The organism is Amycolatopsis samaneae (assembly GCF_039541975.1).
In the GTDB taxonomy this organism is placed as follows: domain Bacteria; phylum Actinomycetota; class Actinomycetes; order Mycobacteriales; family Pseudonocardiaceae; genus Amycolatopsis; species Amycolatopsis samaneae.
Genome location: NZ_BAABHG010000011.1, coordinates 129,444 through 150,995, shown reverse-complemented (window position 1 = coordinate 150,995; position 21,552 = coordinate 129,444). Strand labels below are relative to the sequence as shown.

Below are 21,552 nucleotides of genomic sequence, written 5' to 3'. Positions count from 1 at the left end.
TCACGCCGCTGGGGGTTCAAGGCGCCGGGACGAGAGAGCAATGAGGGGCACCATGCAGTGGGGGCAGGAAGCGGCGTTCGGCGAGTTGGTGCTGCGGCATCGGCGGACGACCGGGCTCACGCAAGAAGAACTCGCCGACGCGGCGGGCATGAGCGTGCGCGCGATCGGCGACATCGAACGCGGCAGGGCCCGCGGTCCGCAGCGGCGTTCGGTGGACGCGCTGGCCGACGCGTTGCGGCTGGCGGAACGGGCGCGGGAGGAATTCCTCGCCGCGGCCCGCCGGGGTCGTCGTCGCACCCCGGCCGGGCCGTCGAAGCCCGACCCGTCCGGAGGACTGATCGGCCGCGACACCGAACTCGCCGAACTTCGCGCGTTCGCCGAGCAGGTCGCCCGGGGAGCGGTGGAGACGCCGGTCGCCGTGATTTCCGGGTTGCCGGGCGTCGGGAAGACCAGCCTGCTCACCGCCGCCGCGCACACGCTGGCGGACCTGTTCCCGGACGGCCGCTTCCTCCTCGACCTGCGGGGAATGGACGAGCCGCTGACCCCGGCGCGGGCACTGGACCGGTTGCTGCGCCTGCTGGGCGTGCCCGAGACCGAGATCCGCGGTTCGCTCGCCGAGCGAACGCGGCGCTACCGCTCGCTGCTCGCGGGCAAACGGGCACTGATCACACTGGACGACGTGCCCGCCGCGGCCGCGGTCCTGGCGTTGCTCCCCGGTACCGCCCGGTGTCTCGTGCTGGTGGCGGGCCGGCGCGCGCTGACCGAACTCCCCGGCGGCCACCGCAGGGTGCTCGACGTGCTGCGGCCCGGCGACGCGGTGGCCCTGCTGGCGCGGATCGCCGGGGCACGCCGGGTGCGCGCCGAGCCCGGCTCGGCCGCGGAAGTCGCCCGGCTGTGCGGAAATCTGCCGCTGGCCCTGCGGCTCGCCGGGCACCGGCTGGCCATGAGTCCACAGTGGATGGTGAAGGACCTGGTCGCGATGCTGGCCGAGGAGCGGCGGCTCTCCCTGTTGTCCGCGGGCCATCTCCAGCTCCGGACCGCCTTCGCGGTGTCCTACCGCCAGCTCGGCGAACGAGCCCGGCTGGTCTTCCGGCATCTGTCGGTCCTCCCCGGCGCGGACTTCACCCCGGCACTGGCCGCGGTGGCCGCCGGGATCGCACCGGACGACGCCGCACGCGTGCTGACGGCACTGGCCGAGGCCAGCCTGGTGCGGCGCGACGGTAACCGGTACCAGCTCCACGGACTGCTCCGGACGTTCGCCGTCGAACGGTTCCGGGAGGAGGAGCCGCCGTCGGCGCGGCGGGCGGCCACCGACCGGGCGAACGCGTGGCTGGTGCACACCGCCACGCGGGCGGGCCTGCTGTTCGACGTGTGGCAGCGGGCCGAGCCGGGCGGCGAAGCCGCGACGATTCCGCTGCGCACCTGCGCGGAAGCCGAGGCCTGGCTGGACGCCGAGGCGGGCAACTGGATCCCGGCGATCCGGTACGCGGCACACGCCCGCTGGCACCACGACGTGATCGCGGTCACCCGCGCCCTGCACTGGTTTTCCTACGTGCGGCTGCGGCCCCATCCTTGGCCCGAGTTGTTCGGCCTCGGGCTGTCCGCCGCGCGCGCGGCGGACAGCCCGGCGGAGGAGGTGGCGCTGCGAGACCTCCTCCGCTGGGCACTGGCGCACCGCGCGGGCCACGGCCGAGGGGCGCTGCCCGTCCGCGAGCCGGCGTTCGAACTCACCGGCGCGATCGGCGACCGGCCGGAGGAAACGTGGGCGAAGGGCCACCGGGTGGCGGTCCCGCTCCGGCTCGGCGAGCCCGAAGCCGCCTTCCCGCAGCACGAACCGGCGGTCGCGGTTTCGGCGCGCTGAATTTTCGAAGGGACTGACGGAAACGGGACGAGGGACTTCAGATGCGCGGTCGGCAGGGCGGACTCCGATTTCAGCTGCTCGGGCCCGTGGTGGCCCGCGCGGACGATGTGCCGATCAACGTGGGTTCCCCGCAGCAGCACGCCGTCCTCGCGATGCTGTCGCTGCGCGAGGGCCGGGCCGTCTCGATGGCCGAGCTGGTCGACGGTCTGTGGGGCGAGGAACCGCCGCGGACCGGGCACCGTACGGTCCTGACCTACATTTCCCGCCTGCGCACCGTCCTCGAACCGGGCCGGTGCGCGGGGGAGGGCGGGGACGTGCTGCCTTCGGTGCCGGGCGGGTACGCGCTGCGGGCGGGGGACATCGAGGTCGACTCCGTCCTGTTCGAACGGGAGGCGGCCGACCGGAGCGGTGGTGTCCGCGTGGTGCACGACCGCCTGTCCGGGGCGCTGGCGCGGTGGCGTGGCGGCGCGCTCGCCGGTGTGCCCGGCCCCTGGGCGCGGCGCGAACGGGACCGCTTGGAGGAAATGCGCACCACCGTGCGCGAGGCGCTGCTCGGCTACGCGCTCGATCTGGGGCGGCATGCCCAGTCGGTGCCCGAACTGCGGGCGATGGTCGCGGAGTTCCCGCTGCGCGAGCGGCTGAGCGAACTGCTCATGCTCGCCCTGTACCGCTGCGGACGGCAGGCCGACGCGCTGGCGGTCCACCGTGCCGCGCGGCACGCACTGCGTACCGAGCTCGGGGTCGAGCCGTCGGCCGCGCTCGCCGAACTGCAGCGGCGGATCCTCGCCGCCGACCCCGGGCTCCTGGTGTCCACAGTGGACATCCAGTCCGCCGTCGGGGCGGGCACGCCGCCGCCCGTGCCCCCGGTCCGTCCGCTCCTCCAGCAGCTTCCCGCCGACATCGCCGACTTCACCGGCCGCGCCACGACGGTCGAGGAGATCCGCGCCGTCCTGGCAGGCGAGGGCGCGGGCCATGGCCACGCGGTCACGGTGTGCACCGTCAGCGGCAGCGCGGGCGTGGGCAAGACCACCGTCGCCATCCACGTCGCACACCTGCTGGGAGAAGCGTTTCCCGACGGGCGGCTCCACGTCGATCTGCGGACCGGCAGCACACCCGCCGAACCGGCCGGGGTCCTCGCGGACCTCCTGACGGCACTGGGCACGCCGTCCGACCGGCTTCCCCTCGGCCTCGCCGGACGGGCGGCGCTCTACCGCAGCCTGCTCGCGGACCGGCGAGTGCTGCTCGTCCTCGACAACGCGCGGGACGCCGAGCAGATCCGCCCGCTGCTGCCGGGCACCGCGGGCTGCGCCGTCCTGGTGACCAGCCGCGCCCGCGACCTGGCACTTCCCGGCGCGCGCTGCTTCGATCTCGGCCTGCCGCCCGAGTCCGAGGCGCTGGAGCTGCTGGCCGCGATCGTCGGCGCCGAGCGGGTGGACGCCGAACCGGCGGCCGCGCGTTCCCTGGTGGCGGCCTGCGGGCGGCTCCCGCTCGCGGTCCGGATCGCGGCGTCCCGGCTCGTCGGCCGCCCCGGCCGCAGCATCGCCTCGCTGGACCAGCGGCTGCGCGACGAGCACGCCCGGCTCGACGAACTCCGTGTCGGCGATCTGGCCGTCGCGTCGGCCTTCCGCCTCGCTTACGAGGCGTTGACCCCCGAGACCGCCCGTGCCTTCCGGCTGCTCGCGCTTTCCGACGCGCCGGACGTCACGCTGCCGGTGGCGGCCGCACTGCTCGACACGGACGAACGCGCCGCGGAGGTCCTCGCCGAGACCCTGGTGGACGCCGCCATGCTCGAGTCGCACGCACCCGGGCGCTATCGCTTCCACGATCTCCTGCGCCTGTACGCGCGCCACCGCGCCGAGCAGGCCGAGAGTCCCGCGGAGCGCGAGGCGGCGGTCGTGCGGGTGGCGGAGATGCTGATCGCCACCGTGCTGCGGGCCGCGCGCACGGTCGTCCCCGGGGAGTCCCCGCGTGCGTGGCTGCGCCCGGTGCGGCACGCGGGCGTGGCCTTCGCCGGGACCGCGGAGGTGCGGGCGTGGTTCGGCGCCGAGCACGCGCTGCTGACTGCCACGATGGAACAGCTGCTGCCGAGCGGGCCGCGGGCGCTGCGGACGGCCGTCGAGCTGCTCGGGGTCGTCGGGGTCAGCGGGCACTTCATGGGCCTGACCCACTACCTGGAGATCAGCAGGATCGCCGGGGCCGCCGCCGAGCGGGCCAGGGCGCTGCGGGATCCGGAGTACCGCGCCCGCGCCCTGCACATCCGCGCGTGGCTCGCCTTCCTCGCGGCGCGGCACGACCTGGCGGAGGCCGATCTGCGCTTGGCGCTCGCCTGCGCCGACGAGGCGGACGACACCCTGCGCCGTCATATGGCGGGTAACCTGCTGGCACTGGTGCTCTGGGCGACGGACCGGCCGGAGGAGGCCGAGCGCGCGATGCGCAAGGCCGCGCGGTTCGCGGGCGACGAGGGGAATCCGGACAGCCCGGCCGCCGCCGCCCGGTACGTCGCGCGCCTGTACACGGCGCTCAGCTCCCGGGAACCCGACGTGACGATCATGACGCCGGTGATGCGCGCGGCGGACGCCACCGGGGCGAACCTCACCACTGTGGACGGTCTGCAGCGCCTGGGCAGGCTCCTGCGTAGCCCGGGTCCGGACCGGGCGCGCTGTTGATCCGCCGATCGTTACGTGCCGCGCGGGGGTCGGCCTGCTTTTGGCCGGATCAGTAACCGGTTGTCGACCCCGCGTTGAGCATCGCTGTGCACGGTGGGCGGCATGACGAACAGCTCCGCCCCGCCGGCGACGGACCCGGCGCCCGCGCTGCCCGACCTCACCGGCATCCGCCTGAGCCACCGCGCCATCCTCGGCGACATCACCCGCCTGGCCGCGCTGCTGTCCGGCGCCGAGGCGAGGATGCTGCCGCTCGCCCGCGCCGGCGCCGTGGCCACGTACGTCCACCGGTACAACGCCGCCGTGCGCCATCATCACCGCAACGAGGACGACCGGCTCTGGCCCGCGATCGCCGCCGCGGCGGGCCGGGCCGTCGACCTTTCCCCCTACACCGGCGAACACGAGGTGCTCGACCGGCTCCAGGACGCCGCCGACCTGACCGCCGCGCGCTTCGCGGCGGACCCCGCCCGCCACGCGCCGCGGCTCGCCGTGCTCCTGGCCGAACAACGCGACCTGCTCGTCGAGCACATCGACGCCGAGGAGCAGCATCTCTTCCCGGTCATCCTGCGGCACGTGAGTGCCGCGCGGTACGCCGCCGTCGAGAACGGGATCCGCGGCTCCACCCCGCCCGAACTCGTCCCCTGGATGCAGCCCTGGTTATGGCGGTACGCCACCGCCGACGAGCGTCGCCTGCTGCCGCCCGCACCGGTCATCGGGCCGCTACTGGCGGCCTACACCGACGGCGAGACCCAGGCCTTCGGGCCCGCTCGCTGACCATACGCTCCGGTGTCCTTTATGGACTCCGCGGAGTGCCGGTACGAGGCCGTTGACCCGATGTCGACCGGCCGCTTACCGCGCTGCCCCACCCTGATCGACAGATTCGGCGCCTTGCCACCCGCCGACGAGAACTTGTGCGAGGCCCGGGAACCCGGGATCTCGCGGAGAGGGGAAAACCATGACGTCACCCACTTCGGTTTCCACACCGGCGATGCAGAAGGCGGCAGGCGAGTTCGAGGCCGCGTTGAGCACGTCCAACACCACGCAGAACGCCATGCAGAACAACATCCAGCAGCTGAACGTGGCGTGGACCGGGGACGCCTCCGTCCGGTTCAAGACCTCGATGAACGCCTGGTGCCGCGAGTACCAGAACATCGTCAAGCAGCTCGGCACGATGCTGGAGGCGTTGCACGGCACCACGAAGTCCTATGTCCGGACGGAGCAGAGCGCGGTCGACATGGCGGGCAGCGCGATGCCCGGCCTGCCCGGCATGTAGTCAGACCTCGAGTACCGAACAGGGAGAACCAGCGACATGGCGCAGTACACCATCGACTTCGGCCGCGTGCAGGGTGTCCTCGAGCAGATGGAGGGCGTCGACAAGCAGATCAAGACCATGCTCGGCACGCTGGAGAGCAACACCGAGAAGAGCCTCGCCGAATGGCAGAGCGAGGCGAAGTCCTCCTACCGGCAGTGCAAGGCGAAGTGGGACGCCTCCGCGGCGCAGATGCCCGTCCTGCTCGCGCAGGCCCGTCAGGCGCTCGCCGAGATCATGACGAGCTACGGCAGGGCCGAAAACCAGGGCTCGGACCTGTGGAACAGCGTCGGCGTCGGAAGGAAGTAGGCCGTGACCGTTGAAGGCATCGCCACGGCCGAAGCCGGCCGCAACGCCGCGGCGAACAGGGCCAAGGACGATTTCGAAAAGACCGGACACTACACCGCTTTCGGTGACCGGCCCGCGGACCACAAGCCGGAGGACGGCGGAGCGCTGCCGGTCCCGCCGGTGTACAAGTCCCAGGGCGGCAACGGCCAGGTCTCGGTGGACGAGATGGCTCTCAAGCATTTCGGCCGGGCCATCGAACAGCTCCTGCCCACGCTCAAGGAAGCGTTGAAGGACATCCAGTCGATCGACATCAAGGCAGGCAACTTCCAGCACGGTCACAAGATCAGGGCGGTGGCCGTGGGAGCCGACGGCGAGGGCGGGTTGAAGAAGGAATACGTCACCACGCTGACCAGGATGGGTACCTCCTTCGAGAAGCTCGTTTCCGGCATCAACGACCTGGCCACCAAGTACCGGACGACCGAGGAGCTCAACTCGAAGGGCGCCGGGGACCTCGCCCAGCTGATGCAGGCGTTCGGGCGGGGGATGCCCGGCGGGGGCGGTGCTCCGGCCGGCGGGGCCTAGAAACGGGATTGGCGCGAGAAAATGGTGCAGTCGAAGGACGTTCCCACCGGGGACGATTACGGCTCCTGGACATGGAAACAGATCAAGGCGGCGGTCAACGGCGGTTCCGAGGAGCACGGCGGCGAGGCGGCGAGGACGGCGAACGCCGATCCCCGGTCCTTCTTCGACGCGGGGAACAAGTTCGCCAGGCTGGCACGGGTGTTCGAGCTGTGCCGGGACACCGTGCAGGTGCACGCGAAGGCCATCGCGGGCCCGGACGGCCCGTGGAAGGGCCCCGCGGCGGAGGGCTTCCGCAATGCCATGGACTACTACGGCAAGGTCTTCGACGCCCACGTCGAGCGGGTGAACAAGCCGCCGTTCGGCGGCACCGGGTCGCTTCCGCTGTCCATTGTGGACGCCGGTAACAAGCTGAACGCCGCGCAGTACCAGCTCGAGGCGATCGACCAGTGGTACGCCGTCCAGGCGGTCAAGCTCGGCGCGCCGAAGATGGCGAACGGGCTGATCCAGGTCTCCGCGAAGCCCGAGGTCGTGAAGATGCTCGACCAGGACATGCGGAGGGTGATCAAGGAGCTGGCCGGGGAGTACGCGGTCAAGGTCCGGGACTTCGACGCCCCGGTGCCGAAGTCGCCCGACGAGGTCAAGCCCCCACCGGGCGGTGGCCCCGACGGGATCACCCCGCCGCGGTTCCCGCTGCCGGGTGGTGGCGGAAGCCCGGGGAACTTCCCCGGTACCGGGCCCGTCCCGTTCCCCGGCGGCGACGGTCAGGGCGGGCCGAGCCCGTATCCGGGCGCCGACGGTTCCGGCGGGCCCGGTCCGTATCCCGGTGGCGTGCCCGCCCCGCTGAGCCCCGGTGACCTCGGGCTCAAGCCGGATCCGTACGACCCGGGCACCGGCCTCGCCGGTGCGGCCCCGGCGACCTACCCCGGCGGCGGAGTGACCCCACCGCCCGGTGCCGGTCTCACGCCGTACCTGCCCGGTGGCGGCGGTCCCGGTGGTGGCGTCGGCTTGGTGCCCTATTCCGGTGGGATGCCGGGCGGTCTGGCGCCGTACGCGGGCGGGAAGCCGGGGAGTCCGTACCCCGGGGGCAAGTCCTCGGGCGGCGGCCTGGCTCCCTATCCCGGTGGCGGTGCGATGCCGCGTGGTGGCGGCAGCGGCGCCGGTGGCGTCAAACCGTACGGCGCCGGGGGAGCGTCGCTGAGCGGCAGTGGTGTCAAACCCTACGGAGCCGGAGCCGCCGGTGCCGCCGGTGGTGCCGGGCAGGGCGGCACGACGGGCGCCGGTACCGGCAAGGGCGGCTCCCTCCCCGGTGGGATGCCGATGGGCGCCGGTGCGCCGGGCGCGGCCGGTCAGGGCGAACGGGAACGGGAGCGGACCACCTGGCTGGTGGAGGACGAGGACGTGTGGGGCGCCAACCCGGACGCCCCGCCGGGCGTGATCGGACGGCTCGGCTAGCGCGGACCGCCGTCCGCCTCGGGTCCCGCACCCGCCGGGCCCGCACCCGCCGCCGAGGTCCGTCCGGCCGGTCCACGGCTCCGCGCCGGACCGCTCCGGTGACCAGCCCGCCGAAGCGCCCCAATGTGGCATTGGGTGCGTTGGACGCACCCAATGTGGCGTTCGGTGCGCTGGATGCAGCGAATGTGGCGTTCGGTGCGTTGGACGCACCGAACGCCACATTGGGGCGCATTGGAGTCCGCAAGGTGAGCTTTTCCCCGCCCACAAGGAGATTTCATGACCTCGTCCTACGACGAACGGATCGGTGACCTGCTCGCCGACTACCGGCGGCAGCGCGACGAACTGGCCGAGACGCGGCGCAAGATCGAGGAGATCTCGGTGACCGCCACCGCACCCGGTCGCGCGGTCACGGTGACCGTCGGCGCGCAGGGCGAGATCAGCGAGCTCGGCTTCCCTACCCCGGCCTACCGGCGGATGGCGCCCGCCGAGCTGGCCACCGTCCTGCTCACCACCATCGCCGACGCGCGGCGGCGGGCGACGGCGGAAATGGAGGCGGTGCTGAAACCGCACGTGCCCCCGGAGTTCCGGGACCTCGCCGCCGGTGTGGTGCCGGAACACCCGCCGATGACCGAGGACGTGCGCAGGCTGGTCGAGGACGATCCGCGGTTCGTCCGTCCACAGGAGACGGACGAACGGGACGGGCGCGAGCGGGCCGACGGCGAAAAGCGGTGGTGGTGATGAGCGGGCCGTTCGGCGTCGACACCGAGCGGCTGGGCAGGACCGCGGGCGACGCGGAGCACCTGGCCGCCCGGTTGGACCGGATCTACAACGCCCTGCACAACGCCACGGTTTCGGTGGGGAACTGCTGGGGCGCCGACGACACCGGCGAGGCGTTCGAGAAGAACTACGACAAGAACGGCAAGGACGTCCTGCAGGCCATGCGGGAAATGGGGGAGGTCGTGCGCAGCATGGGGGACGGGGTGAACACCATGGCCAAGGGCTTCCAGCGCACCGAGCGGAACGCCGTGGCCTCGGTGGAGCAGGCGACGAAACGGGCCAAGGGGGCCTGATGAGTCTGCAGATCCCCGCCGAGCTGACCTGGCTGGTGCAGATCGTCGGCGGTGACGCGTGGCCGGAGGGCGACGAGGACAAGCTCCGCGTCCTGGCCACCGCCTGGGAGGAGGCGTCCAGGGAACTCACCGCGGTACAGGGCGAGGTCGACTCGGTCACCGCCGCGGTGCTTAGCGCGTTGCAGGGCACCGCGTCCGAGGAGTTCCGGAAGTTCACCCAGGCGTTCAAGGCGCAGGTCCCCGACGTCGCGGTCACCGCGAAGCAGCTCGGTGACCTGGCCAGGGAGACCGCGCTCCAGGTCGAATACGCCAAGTACATGATCGTCGGGACGCTGATCATGCTGGCGATGCAGATCGCCTGGGCGCTCGCGAACGCGTTCTGGACCTTCGGCGCGTCCACCGCCACCATTCCCGCGATGCAGGCCGCGGCCCGGACCTCCGTGCAGGTCGTGCTGAAGAACCTGGTCATGGCGGTGCTGTTCGGCATCGTCTTCCAGGTCGGGATGGACGCGGCGATCCAGGGCATCCAGATGCTCAAGGGCGATCGCACGAAATGGGACGCCGACCTGACCAAGGGCGCCGCGATCGCCGGTGCCATCGGCGGGGTGATCGGGTTCGGCCTCGGCGCGGCGGGGAAGAGGTTCGCGCCGAAGTTCTCCCGGTCGATCGCGGGCGAGATGACGAAGGGCGGCCTGCACGAATGGCTGACCGAGCAGGTCAGCGGGGTCGTGCAGGGCAACTGGAACGGGCTCAACCCGGCCGCCGCCTCCGCGGGCGCGATCGAGGGCGCTGTCGACGGGTTCGGCGGGCGGAAGAAGCGGGGCGGCGGCACCCAGGCGGGTAAGAACAAGATCGCCAACGCGCACATCGAAGGTATCGACAAACTGGACCTGTCGAAGATGCCGTCGATGACCGACTCGCCGGTGTCCGAAACCGGCGTGAAGCCGACCAGGGATCCCGGCACGCGAACGGCGAGCGCGCAGCCGGATCCGGTGCCGTCGCCTCAGCGGTCCACATCGGACAGTGTCGGGCAGGCGGACACCACCACGCCACCGGCGGCGCAGGGGCAACCGGTCGCGACGCCTTCGGTGACACCGAAGCACCCCGAGCGCCCGGCCTCTCCGAAGACCGAGCCCGCACCGGCGTCGCCCAAGACACAGCCGGTGTCCACGGAACCGGTCAAGCCCGCGGTGACGCCCGAGCAAGCGCAGCCGAAGCCGACGGTTACACACCCCGAGACGCATCAGCAGGCCACTCAGGTCAAGCAGCAGCCGGTGCAGCCGTCATCGAGCCACCAGTCCACGCAGTCCCCGGCGGCCACACACCCGCAGACCGAACCGGCTCCGAAGCCGGTCCGTACTCAGCACGCGGAATCCACGCAGGCAGTCACACCGCCTTCGACAACCACGACGCCCGCTTCGGCAGCGCAGGCCCCGGTCAGCGCGCAACCCGCGCCCACGACCCCGCCCGCTTCGCCGAGCGCCGCGCACCAGAACACCGCTGCCCCGCAGGGAATCCCGGCACTGGACGGTCCGGTCAAGGCCGCTCCGCAGACCCCGCCGCACGGCTCGCAGCTCGCGGCGTCCACGCCCGCGCCCACGGTCACGCCGCCGGTGTCCGCCGAACCGAAGCCCGGCCACCCGGCGCCGCAGCCGACTCCGGTACCAGTGCCCGCCAGCGCCACGCCGTCGCTCACTCCGTCCACATCGGACACGTCAACCCCGAGGCCGGTACCGCCGATGAGCCGCCCGGCCCCGCCGTCACCGCAGGAGACCAGCCGCCGGTACCAGCCGACGCTCGGCCCGGACCGGCACTACCAGCCGACGGTGGTGGCCCACCCCGTCCCGCCGAGCCCGAACACCGACCTGGCGCCCGTCCAGCACACACCGTCGCCGACGGTCGATCTCGTCACCAGCCAGGAACTGGCCGCGCTCGCCCCGGACTGGACGAAGCCCGGGGTCGGCCTCGAGTTCCAGACCTTCCTCTCGGTGCACACCGGAACCGGCGACGCGAGGCCGAAGACCACCGTGCTGAAGGACGTCGTCCGGGGCAGCGACGGCAAGGACCACACGCTGTGGGAGCTCACCGTCGACAACCGGGACAAGGCCTCCACGAAATGGCTGGGCACCGATGGCGAACCGATCGGCAAGTCCACCGTGCTGGAGTACGTGACCCAGCCGGTGGGCACGCACAACCACCAGGCCGTGCTGGACCGAATCACCCGGTTCACCACGATCCTCGCCGATCAGCTGGTCAAGAACGGTGGTCAGGTCGATATCGCCAAGGTGTGGGACGCCTACCGGGATCAGCTCAAGAGCGACGGGAAGCCGAGGCCGATCGCGGACCGGCCCGATCAGCCAACCCTCAAGGTCGGCAAACCGAACGAAGCCATCGATATCGCCTTCCAGGTGCGTCCGCAGGCCACCTTCGACAGCTCGCTGGCCGCGTTGCCCAAGGTGCTCAAGGAAATCGCGGACACCGGTTTCGGTCGGGAGGCCACGGCCGGGAAGCACGACCTGCAGGCCGACCTCAAGGCGCGGATCGCCGAATTCGATCACATCAACATCCCCGGCGACACCAGGGGAAATGTGAAAGGGCTGGCCAGCCTCGCGCACCTGTACCTGACCCTGGACAAGCAGGGCTTCGGCTTGTTGCAGATGGGCACCGTGCAGCAGAAACCCTATCACCACTTCATGGTCCGCCGCGATTTCCATGGCCTGTGGCAGCAGCTTTCCGATCCGGAAAAGGTATTGTGGCAGCAGCATGTGGACAATCTCAAGGTTTCGGACAACCAGCTGTTGTACCCCGACAATTTCAAGGAATCGAGCCGGGTCACCGCGCGCGCCTGGCTCGACTCGATCGCGGATCCGGCCACGGTGCTGTTCCCGAACGCCAAACTGGACAATAACTCCACGCCGTGGGTCAAGCAGATCGAGGATGTCGTCCGGGAAGAAGTCAAGGGGCGGAAGACGCGTCCGGACCAGGCCATCACCGATCTCCTCGCGGACCTCAAGAAGGGCAACGACATCCTCGGCGCCAAGGTGGAGGCGGCCAAACAGCACCTTTCCCTGAATGGTCAGTCCAAAATAGAAAATATTCTCGACGAGGTGCGCGAGCATGGCAAGGACCTGGTTTCCACGCTGACCGGCGAGGCGATCGGGAAGATGCCCAAGGCCGCCGACCCGAGCCGCGCGGTCACCTTCGAGTGGCGCGGCATGGCGGACGTGCCCGGCGGGCAGACGCCGAGCCTCAAGCGGACGCCGGCTCAGGTCACCGATCTCAGGCAAATCACCGGTTACGGGATCTGGTCGGAGCGAACGGCGAAACTGGTCGGCCTGCTCCCGCCGGCCACCGACACCAACCGGTCGGTCCCCTATCACCCGACCGTCGCCCCGGCGGACCACCGGCAGTACTCGCCCACGGTGCTGCCCGCCGCCCGCCCGGCCCCGCTGCCACCCGTCACGCCGCCGACGACGAGTACCGGCCCGGTGTTCTCGGCGCACCAGCTCACCGCGACCCTCGGCAAGCAGCCCACGCCGGATCACCCGAAGCTGGGCAAGGACCCGTTCGGCGTGCGCCGGGCGCCCGAGGCGCCGGACTTCCTCGGCGAGTACGACTACGCGAAGCTGCACGCGGGGAAACGCGTCGACTTCTTCCGGAAGCTGGACCTGCTCAACCCAGCACCGGAGTCGTCGGCCTTGCGGCCCGGCCGGCTGACCGAGCACCGGGACCGGGTGACCGAGGGGGCGCTGGTCGGCCGGACCAGCGGATGGGGCGTCAAACACCAGAAGGTCCCGCATCTGGTGCACAGCATCTGGATGGGCGGCGCGCTGTTCGACGACGGCGGCGCGAGGCAGGAGTTCCGGGAGAACATCGCGCGGTCGGCACAGCACAATCCGGATTTCGACTTCGTGGTGTGGACCGATGTTTCGCGGCAGGACGTCGACCAGGCGCGGAACACCCGGGAAGAGGACCGGACTCCGCGCCAGCGCGACGTGGCCGAGATGGCGCACTGGGCCGAGCAGCACGACGTCCGCCTGGTCAACCTGGACGAGGTGTTCACCGCGCAGAACCCGATGGTGTTCGACGCCGAGGTGCGCACCGAGCGTGCCAGGGGAAATCCGGCCGGGTGGGCGAGCGCGAGCGACCTGATCCGGCTGGAGATCCTGAACCGCTTCGGCGGGGTCTACACCGACGGCGACAACACCGTCCAGCCTCCGGAGCCCGGCGCGCGATCCCCGTTGTCCGCCAATGTCGAGCAGATCGCCGGTGACAAGCTGGGTTTCGGGTTGTCCAGGGACCGGCACGGCCGGATCACCAACTCCGCGCTGGTGGCCGCGGCCGGGACCACCGCGGTGCGCCGGTACCTCGACCTCATCGGCGGAAACCTCGGCAAGAGCAAGCTGGAGCTGTTCGGGCTGGAGAACGCGTCGGAGGCGACGAAACATCGGGTCAACCTGAAGGAGAACGTCAAGGACGACACGATCTTCCGGACCGGTCCGCACATGTTCACCTACACCGAACTCGCCCAGCAGCTCGGCATCACCAAGGACCAGTTCCCCCAGGTGCCGGACACGGTAGTGCACGTCGAGTCCTCGCAGAGCTGGCTCGGCGGTGCTGCCAAGGGACCCGCGTTCGATCGGCAGACCGTGCTGGACGCGGTCAAGGGCGCGGTGACCAGCCTGCACCGTGAACTCGCGGCGCGGCCGGGTTACCTGTTCCTGGCGCCCGCCGCGCGGACGATCAACCGGCTGCCGGAGCCCCAGCGGGAGGCGGCCTGGCACGCGACGCTCGACCTGGTCACGGAGGTGGACAGGAACTCGGTGCGGGCGATCTCCGCCTTCGAGATCAGGAACGCGCGGGCGGTCGAGGTCGGTGTTCCGGAGAGTGTCCGCGCCCGGCTCCGGGACGACTTCCCGGCAGCCGACTACGTGCACGGGACGAAGGACGGCACCGAGAACGCCGACCCGCTGGTCTGGACCCAGCAGCCGGACACCCCGCAGGCGCGGTCGGCGCCACGCAAGAATCCCGGCAAGACCGGTCAGCAGCCGAGTGCTCCGGCACAGGTCACCGCACCGGATGTCTCGAAGTACTACGAGCGCTTCGCCGAGGCACCGAGTTTCGCCCAGCCGCTCCGGGACTACCGGGTCACGCCCATTGTCGAGCCGCGCCGCATGGGACCGGCACTCGGGCAACGGGATCCGGAAACACCGCCGACCGGGTTCGTCGCCACCGTGCCGGCGACCAGTGACATCAACCTGATGGATCTCGCCGAGCGATACCGGCAGGCGTTCGGCAGCGACCGGTCGCGGCGGGGCAGATTCGCACTGGTGATCGGGATCAACGGCTACGCCGGAAATATTTCCGCGACCGAACTTACCAGAAAGATCGAAGACTTCCGCAAGGAATGGGACCGGAAAGGCACCTTTCCGATCGTCGTCTCCGGCTTCAGCTGGTGGCAGCGTGATATCGCGAACAAGGGCTTCGCGATCGACCAGAAGACGATTCCGTACGGGCTCATCCGGGAAGTGCTCGCGCGCGACCCGGAAACCGTCGAACTGGTCGGTCAAATCCGGGACCAGGGTGTCAAGGACGTGTACCTGCATGTCGGTGACGCCGACGCGCACAGCCTGAACACCCCGAATGGCCCGTTGTTCGACGCGGTGTCGAAAACGCTGAAGGAGGCTGAAGCGCTGCCGGAAATCGTCAGCGGTGGCTACACCCTCCCCGAGGGAACAGGGAAGGAGAAAACCGCCCGGATGACCGCCGAGGTCGATCTCGCGGTCCGGAAGGCGATGGCGAAGGTCGACCCGCGCACCGTCTATTTCCCGGAGCCCAACCTGTTCCTCCGGCTGGACGAGACGAATTCGATCGGGTTCACGGCCACCTTCGGCAGCGGGTACCTGGAGGGCCGGACCCTGGTGGAGAGCGTCCAGCAGGAGCGGGGATTCGACGAACCGGGCAAGGCCCTGCTGTTCGATCCCGGGCTGGCGATCACCACCGACGGTGGCCGCATTGCCGGGAAGGTAGGCGAAGGTGACGGCGCACGCGCGGTGATCGCGGCGTTGTCCGGGCTCACCCAGAACCACGCGAACAGCGGCGTGTGGGCCGACCAGGTCGCGCATTACCTGAAGAAATACCATGACGAGTACCCGGCGAAGGAGAATCTGAATGCGTTCGCCGAACTCGTCCTCGATCGTTGGATCCGCGCGAAACTGCTCGACGACGGCACGGCTCCGGTCGAGCAAGAGGAGTTCCAGCAGGCGCTCGAAAAGCTGACTCTGTCGGAGAAGGCTCAGAAAAAGGTGGGCAAGCTCGCCGCTGCCAGCACGAAGGCGCTTGAGGCGAAGATCAGGGAACTGACCCAGGCGGCTTCCCGCTCGGCGCCACCACCGGGACCCACGGGCTCCGTCCAGCCGTCCGCGAGCAAGCCCGGGAACGATTGGCAGCACAGCGAGTCGGCCACCGCGGACTGGGCCGAACCGAAGCACCCGCTGCCACCGTCGCGGTGGGAGTCGCTGCGGGACAGGGCCCCGGTCCGCACGGTGGACTACGAGGCGCGGGACATCCTCCGGTCCAGCACCCCGAAGAAACCGGACTTCATCCCTGGTCTGGTTCGCTACGACGTGCGGCGGATGGAGGCCGAACCCGGGCACTGGGTCCAGGAGTACACGCTCAGGGTGCGCCTGGTGCCGGGCGACGGGATCTCGCCCTCAGCGTTGGCGGACGCGCGGGCGAAGGCGCTCGCGGGCGTGTCTTCGTTGCTGAACAGGGGATATCGACTGCCTTCGGGCGACCAGTTCCACGTCCGGGTGGAGTTCACCGACGAAACCGACGCGCACACCACGGTGAAACTGACCAAAACCGAGAACGCCAACCAGGTCGAGTGGGGTACCGAAACCTCGCCGACCGTGCTGGCGCACGAGATCGCGCACTACTTCGGCCTCCCGGACGAGTACCGGGACACCGGGGACTGGAAGCGGATCTTCAACAGCGACGGCAAACCGTTGCCGGACGGGCGGAAACCGCTGAACGCGGTGATCGAGGACGACGGCCTGATGGGACAGCGGGTGCACTACTCGCCGACGCTGCTGCCCCGGCACCTGTGGCGGATCGAGCAGACGATGACCAGCCAGGTGCACCTGCCCGACGCGAGTCACACGCTGTTGACCAGTCCGGAATCCGCGGTGCCGGTCCCGCCGGAACTGGGATCGCCTCCGCCCGCCCGCCCGGCACCGGGGAAGACGGGGTACGAACTCAGCGACCGGCAGCACACCGAACTCGGCCGCCTCGGCCACCGGGAACGGTGGGTTCCGGCGGACGGGTGGTGTCTCTTCCACGCGCTGGCGGCGACCGCGGGCGAGCGGCTCGGCGACCCGGGCTGGGAACGGATCCGGCAGGAGGTGGCCGACCGCGTGGAACACGCGACCGGCCCCGAAGCGGACCGCTACCGGCTGCTGCTCACCCCGGCCGAGGGGCGGACCGCGATGACACCGGCCGAGGCGGCGACGGCGATCCGGACCGATTCCGGCTACTACACCACGGCCGCCGGTGACCTCGCCGTGCAGGCCGCGGCCGACCGGTACGGCGTGCGGCTGTCCGTGGTCAACGAGGACGGTTCCGTCACCTCGGTCGGCGACGGCCACGAGGTGGTTCTCGTCCGCGCCTTGAACGAGCGGAAGGCCGCCCACTTCTGGGCTACCAAGCCCCTGCGTGAGCCGGTCGTCGAAACGCTGCCGGTACCGGTCGTCGAAACCTCGACGGAACCGGTCACCGAGGCGCCGCCGGAGCCGGTCGTCGAAACGCCGCCGGTACCGGTCGTCGAGACGCCCACGGAGCCGGTCACCGCGACGTCGCGAACGTCCGCTTCCGGCACACCGCCGGTCTACCTGAGCCAGGGGCTGCTCGGGACCGGTCAGGTCGAACGGGTTCTCGGTCACCCGGTGAGCGAACCGGACGCCATCGCCGCCGCGCTGGCCGACGCGGTGACCGACGACCTGCCACTCGCCGGGGAAAAGCAGGCCCGCCAAGCGATCGCGGACCTGGTCGAGCGGCACGGGCCGGCCGGGGCGATGCGCAGGCTGCTGGCCGGGGAGCACCTCGCCGCCGGGGACACCCCGGTGCGGGTGCGCCTGCGGGTCACCGGAACCGAGGCCGCCGCGACCGATGTCGCGACGCCGAAGGCAGCCATGACCGGCACCGTCAGCACGGTCGACACCACGACGGCCACCGGTACCGTCAATCCGCTCTCCGCCGCGGTGGCGGTGACCTCGGCGGTGGCGGACGGGCACTTCCTCACCGTCAAGCCCACGCTGAAACCGGTCGACGAGCGGACCCGCCAGCAGGCCACCACCCACACCACCGAGACCGCGCAAACCGTTACCGCCACCGGGAAGACGGGTTTCGACGTGGACGCCGTGCTCGACGTCTCGGCCGGGGGCCGGACCCGCACCACCGAACTGCCGTCGGCGCTGCGAGTGCGTTATCCGGGCGAGGCCGTATCGGTGACCGCGGACCGTCAGGCCGTCACCGCCCCGGAGGCGGTGCACCGCGTCTTCGGGGTGGTGGAGGACGCCAGTGGTCTCACCACGATCCGGGACGCGCTGCTGGACCGGCCCGGGATCGTGCCCGGATCACCACTGCACCGGGCGATCACCGGCCGGTTTTCCGTGGACACCCCGGCCACGCACGGCAGGCACCTGCTCGGCGGCGTGCTCACCGCGACAGACGGCACCACCGGCGTCGCCGTACGGTCCACGCCCACGCATTTCCAGCGCGTCGAGACCTCCGACCTCACCCTGGAACAGAGCGCGAGCAGCACCCGCAAGGACAAGACGGCACAGGCGGGTGCCTTCGGCGCCGAGGTCGGCGTGGCGCTTTCCTACGGCGCGCCCGGGGTGAAGATCCCGTCGGGAGAGGTGAAGATCGCCGCCACCGCGTCCGCCTCTATGGGCCCGTCCAGGAGTCTCACCACCGCGGCCACGATCGAAGGCGCGGCGAAGACTACGCTGAAATACGACGGCGACACCGTGTTGTACCGGGTGGACACCGAGTACGCCGTCGAAAGCACCGGGCCGGACCACCGCGAAACCCATCGAGGCCAGGTCTACCTCCGCGTGCCGTCGTGGCAGGCCGCGGAGTTCGAGGCCGCGCTGCGCGGCGAAACCGTCACCACCGCGCCGGAGGCCGCCCCGCTCGTCCTGGCCGACGTGCCGACCGGAGGCACCCCGACCGCACTGTCCGCAGTGGACAGTGTGACGGGCCTGGAGCACGTCACCGGAAGGGCGGCCGGGCTACTCGACGAGTTCTTCGCGGACCGGACGGCACGGCTCGGCACCGTGAAGGCGCGGCTCGCCGAGACGCTGTCCGCGGCGAACCTGAGGGACTCCTACGAGCAGGTGCGCGAAGGGCTGCGGGTGCCGATCTCCCTCGACGGGCGGGACCTGACCCTGACCGTCAAGGCCTACCTCGGCGAACCCTCGGCGGCCCGCCGGATCGGCACCGTCGAGATCGCGAGCAGTACCGGCAGTACGGGATCGGCGGAGAGCAAGGACACCAAGAGCAGCAACCGGGGCGTCGGTCTGGAGGCCGCCGCCAGGGTCGGCGTGGACCGCGGCAAACCCGGCCTGCTCGCCGGGCTCACCCTCGGCGGCGCGGCCAAGTGGCAGGACGCCGACAGCTCCGCGACCTCGGTCGCGGCGGGCTCGACGCACAAGCTCACCTACGCCGGACCCGGCGTGGCGGTGGACTACCCGGCCACGTTCGAAGTCGCGCTGGCCGAGGGGAACCGGGCGAAGGGCGGCTACGTTCCCGGCGCGGTCCGCGTGGTGCTGCCCGAACCGGACTGCCTGCCCCCGGCCTTCGCCGCGATCCCCGCCGCCGCGAACGCGCTGTCCCCGACCGGCGCGGTCAGCCTGCCACCGGGCAGTGCGCTGCCCGGACGGCTGGACCACGTGGACAAGGTGAACGCCGCGATCGCGCGGGCGCTCGCGGTGACCAGGGAGGGCGTGGGCGCGTGGCGCGGGCTGACCCCGCTCACGGTGCCGACCTCGGTGGCGCACGCCGGGTTCGACCGGATGCTGAACGGTGGCCTCGACCTCCAGCTGCTCGCGCCGGGAACGGTGCACCGGCGGACCGACGCCGTGCGGGTGGAACTGGAGTTGCGCCACCCGAAACTGGTCGCCGACGGCGAGGGCGTCACCTCGGAAACGCAGCACACCTCCTCGGTGAGCACCGAGTCCGGGCACAGCAGGTCCTGGGGCGTCGAGGGCTACGCGCAGGCCGGAGCGGGTGTGGCCGTGGGCGTGCGCAAGGGCGTCGGCGGCGAAGAGGGCACCACGGACAGCGTCGGCGGGAAGAACACCTCGACGATCAAGCGTTCCGGAGCCCATCTGAAGTACCGGGCGGACGCGGTGTACTGGGTGACCGCGTACTCCTGGCAGGACGGCCTCGGCGCGAGCGGCCATCCGGCGACCCACCGGATCCCGGTCGCCGTGCCGGACGGTGTCGAGTACTGGATGCCGAAGGACCGCGCGGAAAAGGCGAACCTCCCTGTCGCAGAGCCAGTGTCGTCCACTGTGGACGACAAGCGCTGGTATCTTCCCGAGCACATCGGGAAGTCACTCGGCAACGCCGCGGTGGACGAGGTGAGCCCGGCCGCCCGGATCCTGCCCGAGGCACAACGCCTGCTGACCCGGCACGCGCCGGAGTTCGCTCCGCACTCGCGGGACACCGGGGCGCCGACCGGCGTGATCCCCGCGCTGCGGGCGGCGTTCTCCCCGAGCGACGTCAAGGCCGCGCTGCGCCGGGCGGCGGCGACCGGGCAGTCGGTGGTCGTGCACCGCTCCACCTGGCGGGGCCTGCGGCAGCTGGAGATCCGGGTCGCGGCCAGGCTGGACACCGCTAACGCGAGGTCGGCGGGGCCGGAGCGGATCGCCGTCGACAGCACGGCCGAGGGTTCGTCCGCGCACGCCACCTCGAAGACCACGAACTCGACCATCGCCGCCACCCTCGACGCGATGGCGCCGAAGGTGCAGGCCGACCCGGCCTCCGCGGTCAGCGGGGTGCCCTCGGGTGGCCTGCTCGCCGGCCGTCAGACCGGCGGCACCGAAAGCACGGGCCACACGGTCAAGAACACGGACAAGATCAAGGGCGGTGAGCGATCCGTCCGGTTCGAGGTACCGGTCGAGTACGTCGTGGAGATCTTCCGCGACGGCAACCGGGTGGACGGCACGACCCTGCGCGACGGCACGGCCTCGCTGCTGGTGCCCGAGGAGCTCTGCCCCACCACCGAGCCGGCGGGTGCCGTGGCGAGCCATCCCGGGGCCGTCGACCTGCGTGGTGCGCGAGTGCTCGCGGAGGCGATGCCCGGCGGCCCCGAACTGGCCGCCGCGCTGCGGCACCTGATCACCGATTCGGCGAACGAGGTCGCCGTCTTCCGCGCCGACGGCGTCACGAAGCTGGTCGCCGAGGGGAGACACGGCGGGCAGAAGACGGCCGTGTTCACCGACGAGGACCTGCGGATCGGCAACTTCGGGCGGTTGCTCGACGGGATCGGGCAGACCGTCGTCGACAACGATGCGGCCACCACGACCGGCTACCGGTTCGGGATGCGGCTCGAGGTGGTCGCGCCGGAGCTGCTCGGCACGGTGGAACTGACCACCGAGCAGGCGAGGAAGATCGCCGTCGAGACCGGGACCGCGAGCCAGGCCACCACGATGGGCACCGTTTCACTCGGCGGGACCGCGCAGGGCACCACCGGCCCCGGGACCACCGGCGGCACCCCCGGCACCGCCGCGACCGCGAAGAAGAGCACGGCCGCGCAGACCACCGGCACCGGAACCCGGGAGGAAACCGTGACCGGCGGCGGCACCCACTACCGGTACCGGGCGACCGCCCGGTACGACCTTTCGGTGTCGCGCGAGCAGGGAAACGTGCTCGACCGCCGGTTCGGCACCGGGTCCGTGCACCGCGTGGTGACCCTGCCCGACGGCGTGTACTTCCTGGTACCCCAGGCCGAGGCCGAACGACTGAAGCTGCCTCTGCCCGGACAACCACCGGCGGCGCGGTCCGCCCCCGCAGGGCAATCCACCCCCGCAGAACAGCCCACCCCCGCAGCGCGGTCCGCCACCGAACCGGAAGCACCGGCCGATCGCGAACTGCCCCGCGAAGCCGAAGACGTGGCGCGGCCATGGCATGAACTGTCCACTGTGGAGGCGCTGAAGCTCGCGGCGAACGCCAGCAGCGCGACGCACGAAGAAGAGGACGAGGACGACGTGCGGATCACCCCGCCGCCGTCGATCACGCGGCCGAAGGGCAGGGCGTGAA

Annotated in this window: 10 protein-coding genes; all 10 read left to right on the top strand. The window is 71.2% G+C overall.

The annotated features are described in order from the left end of the window. The first annotated feature begins 52 nt into the window (after positions 1-52). The 10 genes from ABD987_RS28155 (at position 53) to ABD987_RS28110 (ending at position 21,551) form a co-directional block, all read left to right on the top strand. On the top strand, positions 53-1,861 hold the full coding sequence (locus ABD987_RS28155; RefSeq protein WP_345400261.1) for a helix-turn-helix domain-containing protein: 1,809 nt from the start codon (positions 53-55) through the stop codon (positions 1,859-1,861). 41 nt (positions 1,862-1,902) lie between these two features. Next, the gene (locus ABD987_RS28150) at positions 1,903-4,527 is read left to right on the top strand and encodes an AfsR/SARP family transcriptional regulator (protein WP_345400258.1); all 2,625 of its coding nucleotides are present in this window, start codon (positions 1,903-1,905) and stop codon (positions 4,525-4,527) included. A 102-nt stretch (positions 4,528-4,629) separates the two neighbouring features. Further along, positions 4,630-5,298, top strand: a complete 669-nt coding sequence (locus ABD987_RS28145; protein ID WP_345400255.1) for a hemerythrin domain-containing protein — start codon at positions 4,630-4,632, stop codon at positions 5,296-5,298. Between the two features lie 181 nt (positions 5,299-5,479). Further along, on the top strand, positions 5,480-5,797 hold the full coding sequence (locus ABD987_RS28140) for a WXG100 family type VII secretion target (RefSeq protein ID WP_345400252.1): 318 nt from the start codon (positions 5,480-5,482) through the stop codon (positions 5,795-5,797). A gap of 36 nt (positions 5,798-5,833) precedes the next feature. Further along, entirely contained in the window at positions 5,834-6,142 is a 309-nt protein-coding gene (locus ABD987_RS28135; RefSeq protein ID WP_345400249.1) for a WXG100 family type VII secretion target, read from the top strand. Between the two features lie 3 nt (positions 6,143-6,145). After that, positions 6,146-6,703, top strand: coding sequence for a hypothetical protein (locus ABD987_RS28130; RefSeq protein ID WP_345400246.1), 558 nt, complete (start codon positions 6,146-6,148; stop codon positions 6,701-6,703). Between the two features lie 21 nt (positions 6,704-6,724). Beyond that, complete coding sequence (locus tag ABD987_RS28125; RefSeq protein WP_345400243.1) at positions 6,725-8,155, top strand: hypothetical protein; 1,431 nt, start codon at positions 6,725-6,727, stop codon at positions 8,153-8,155. A 276-nt stretch (positions 8,156-8,431) separates the two neighbouring features. Next, positions 8,432-8,893, top strand: coding sequence for a YbaB/EbfC family nucleoid-associated protein (locus tag ABD987_RS28120; protein ID WP_345400240.1), 462 nt, complete (start codon positions 8,432-8,434; stop codon positions 8,891-8,893). Further along, positions 8,893-9,225 (top strand): WXG100 family type VII secretion target, encoded by a 333-nt coding sequence (locus ABD987_RS28115; protein ID WP_345400237.1) that lies wholly within the window; start codon positions 8,893-8,895, stop codon positions 9,223-9,225. Before ABD987_RS28120 ends, ABD987_RS28115 begins: the two co-directional genes overlap by 1 nt. Further along, positions 9,225-21,551 carry a WXG100-like domain-containing protein gene (locus tag ABD987_RS28110; protein WP_345400234.1) on the top strand — a complete coding sequence of 4,109 codons (12,327 nt, stop codon included), beginning with the start codon at positions 9,225-9,227 and terminating at the stop codon, positions 21,549-21,551. Before ABD987_RS28115 ends, ABD987_RS28110 begins: the two co-directional genes overlap by 1 nt. Position 21,552: the final 1 nt, after the last annotated feature.

What these genes read in the sequence shown, in the direction of transcription:
- ABD987_RS28110 (WP_345400234.1), top strand. Translation starts at nt 9,225, where the DNA reads ATGAGTCTGCAGATCCCCGCCGAGCTGACCTGGCTGGTGCAGATCGTC.
- ABD987_RS28145 (WP_345400255.1), top strand. Translation starts at nt 4,630, where the DNA reads ATGACGAACAGCTCCGCCCCGCCGGCGACGGACCCGGCGCCCGCGCTG.
- ABD987_RS28120 (WP_345400240.1), top strand. Translation starts at nt 8,432, where the DNA reads ATGACCTCGTCCTACGACGAACGGATCGGTGACCTGCTCGCCGACTAC.
- ABD987_RS28140 (WP_345400252.1), top strand. Translation starts at nt 5,480, where the DNA reads ATGACGTCACCCACTTCGGTTTCCACACCGGCGATGCAGAAGGCGGCA.
- ABD987_RS28125 (WP_345400243.1), top strand. Translation starts at nt 6,725, where the DNA reads ATGGTGCAGTCGAAGGACGTTCCCACCGGGGACGATTACGGCTCCTGG.
- ABD987_RS28155 (WP_345400261.1), top strand. Translation starts at nt 53, where the DNA reads ATGCAGTGGGGGCAGGAAGCGGCGTTCGGCGAGTTGGTGCTGCGGCAT.
- ABD987_RS28135 (WP_345400249.1), top strand. Translation starts at nt 5,834, where the DNA reads ATGGCGCAGTACACCATCGACTTCGGCCGCGTGCAGGGTGTCCTCGAG.
- ABD987_RS28150 (WP_345400258.1), top strand. Translation starts at nt 1,903, where the DNA reads ATGCGCGGTCGGCAGGGCGGACTCCGATTTCAGCTGCTCGGGCCCGTG.
- ABD987_RS28115 (WP_345400237.1), top strand. Translation starts at nt 8,893, where the DNA reads ATGAGCGGGCCGTTCGGCGTCGACACCGAGCGGCTGGGCAGGACCGCG.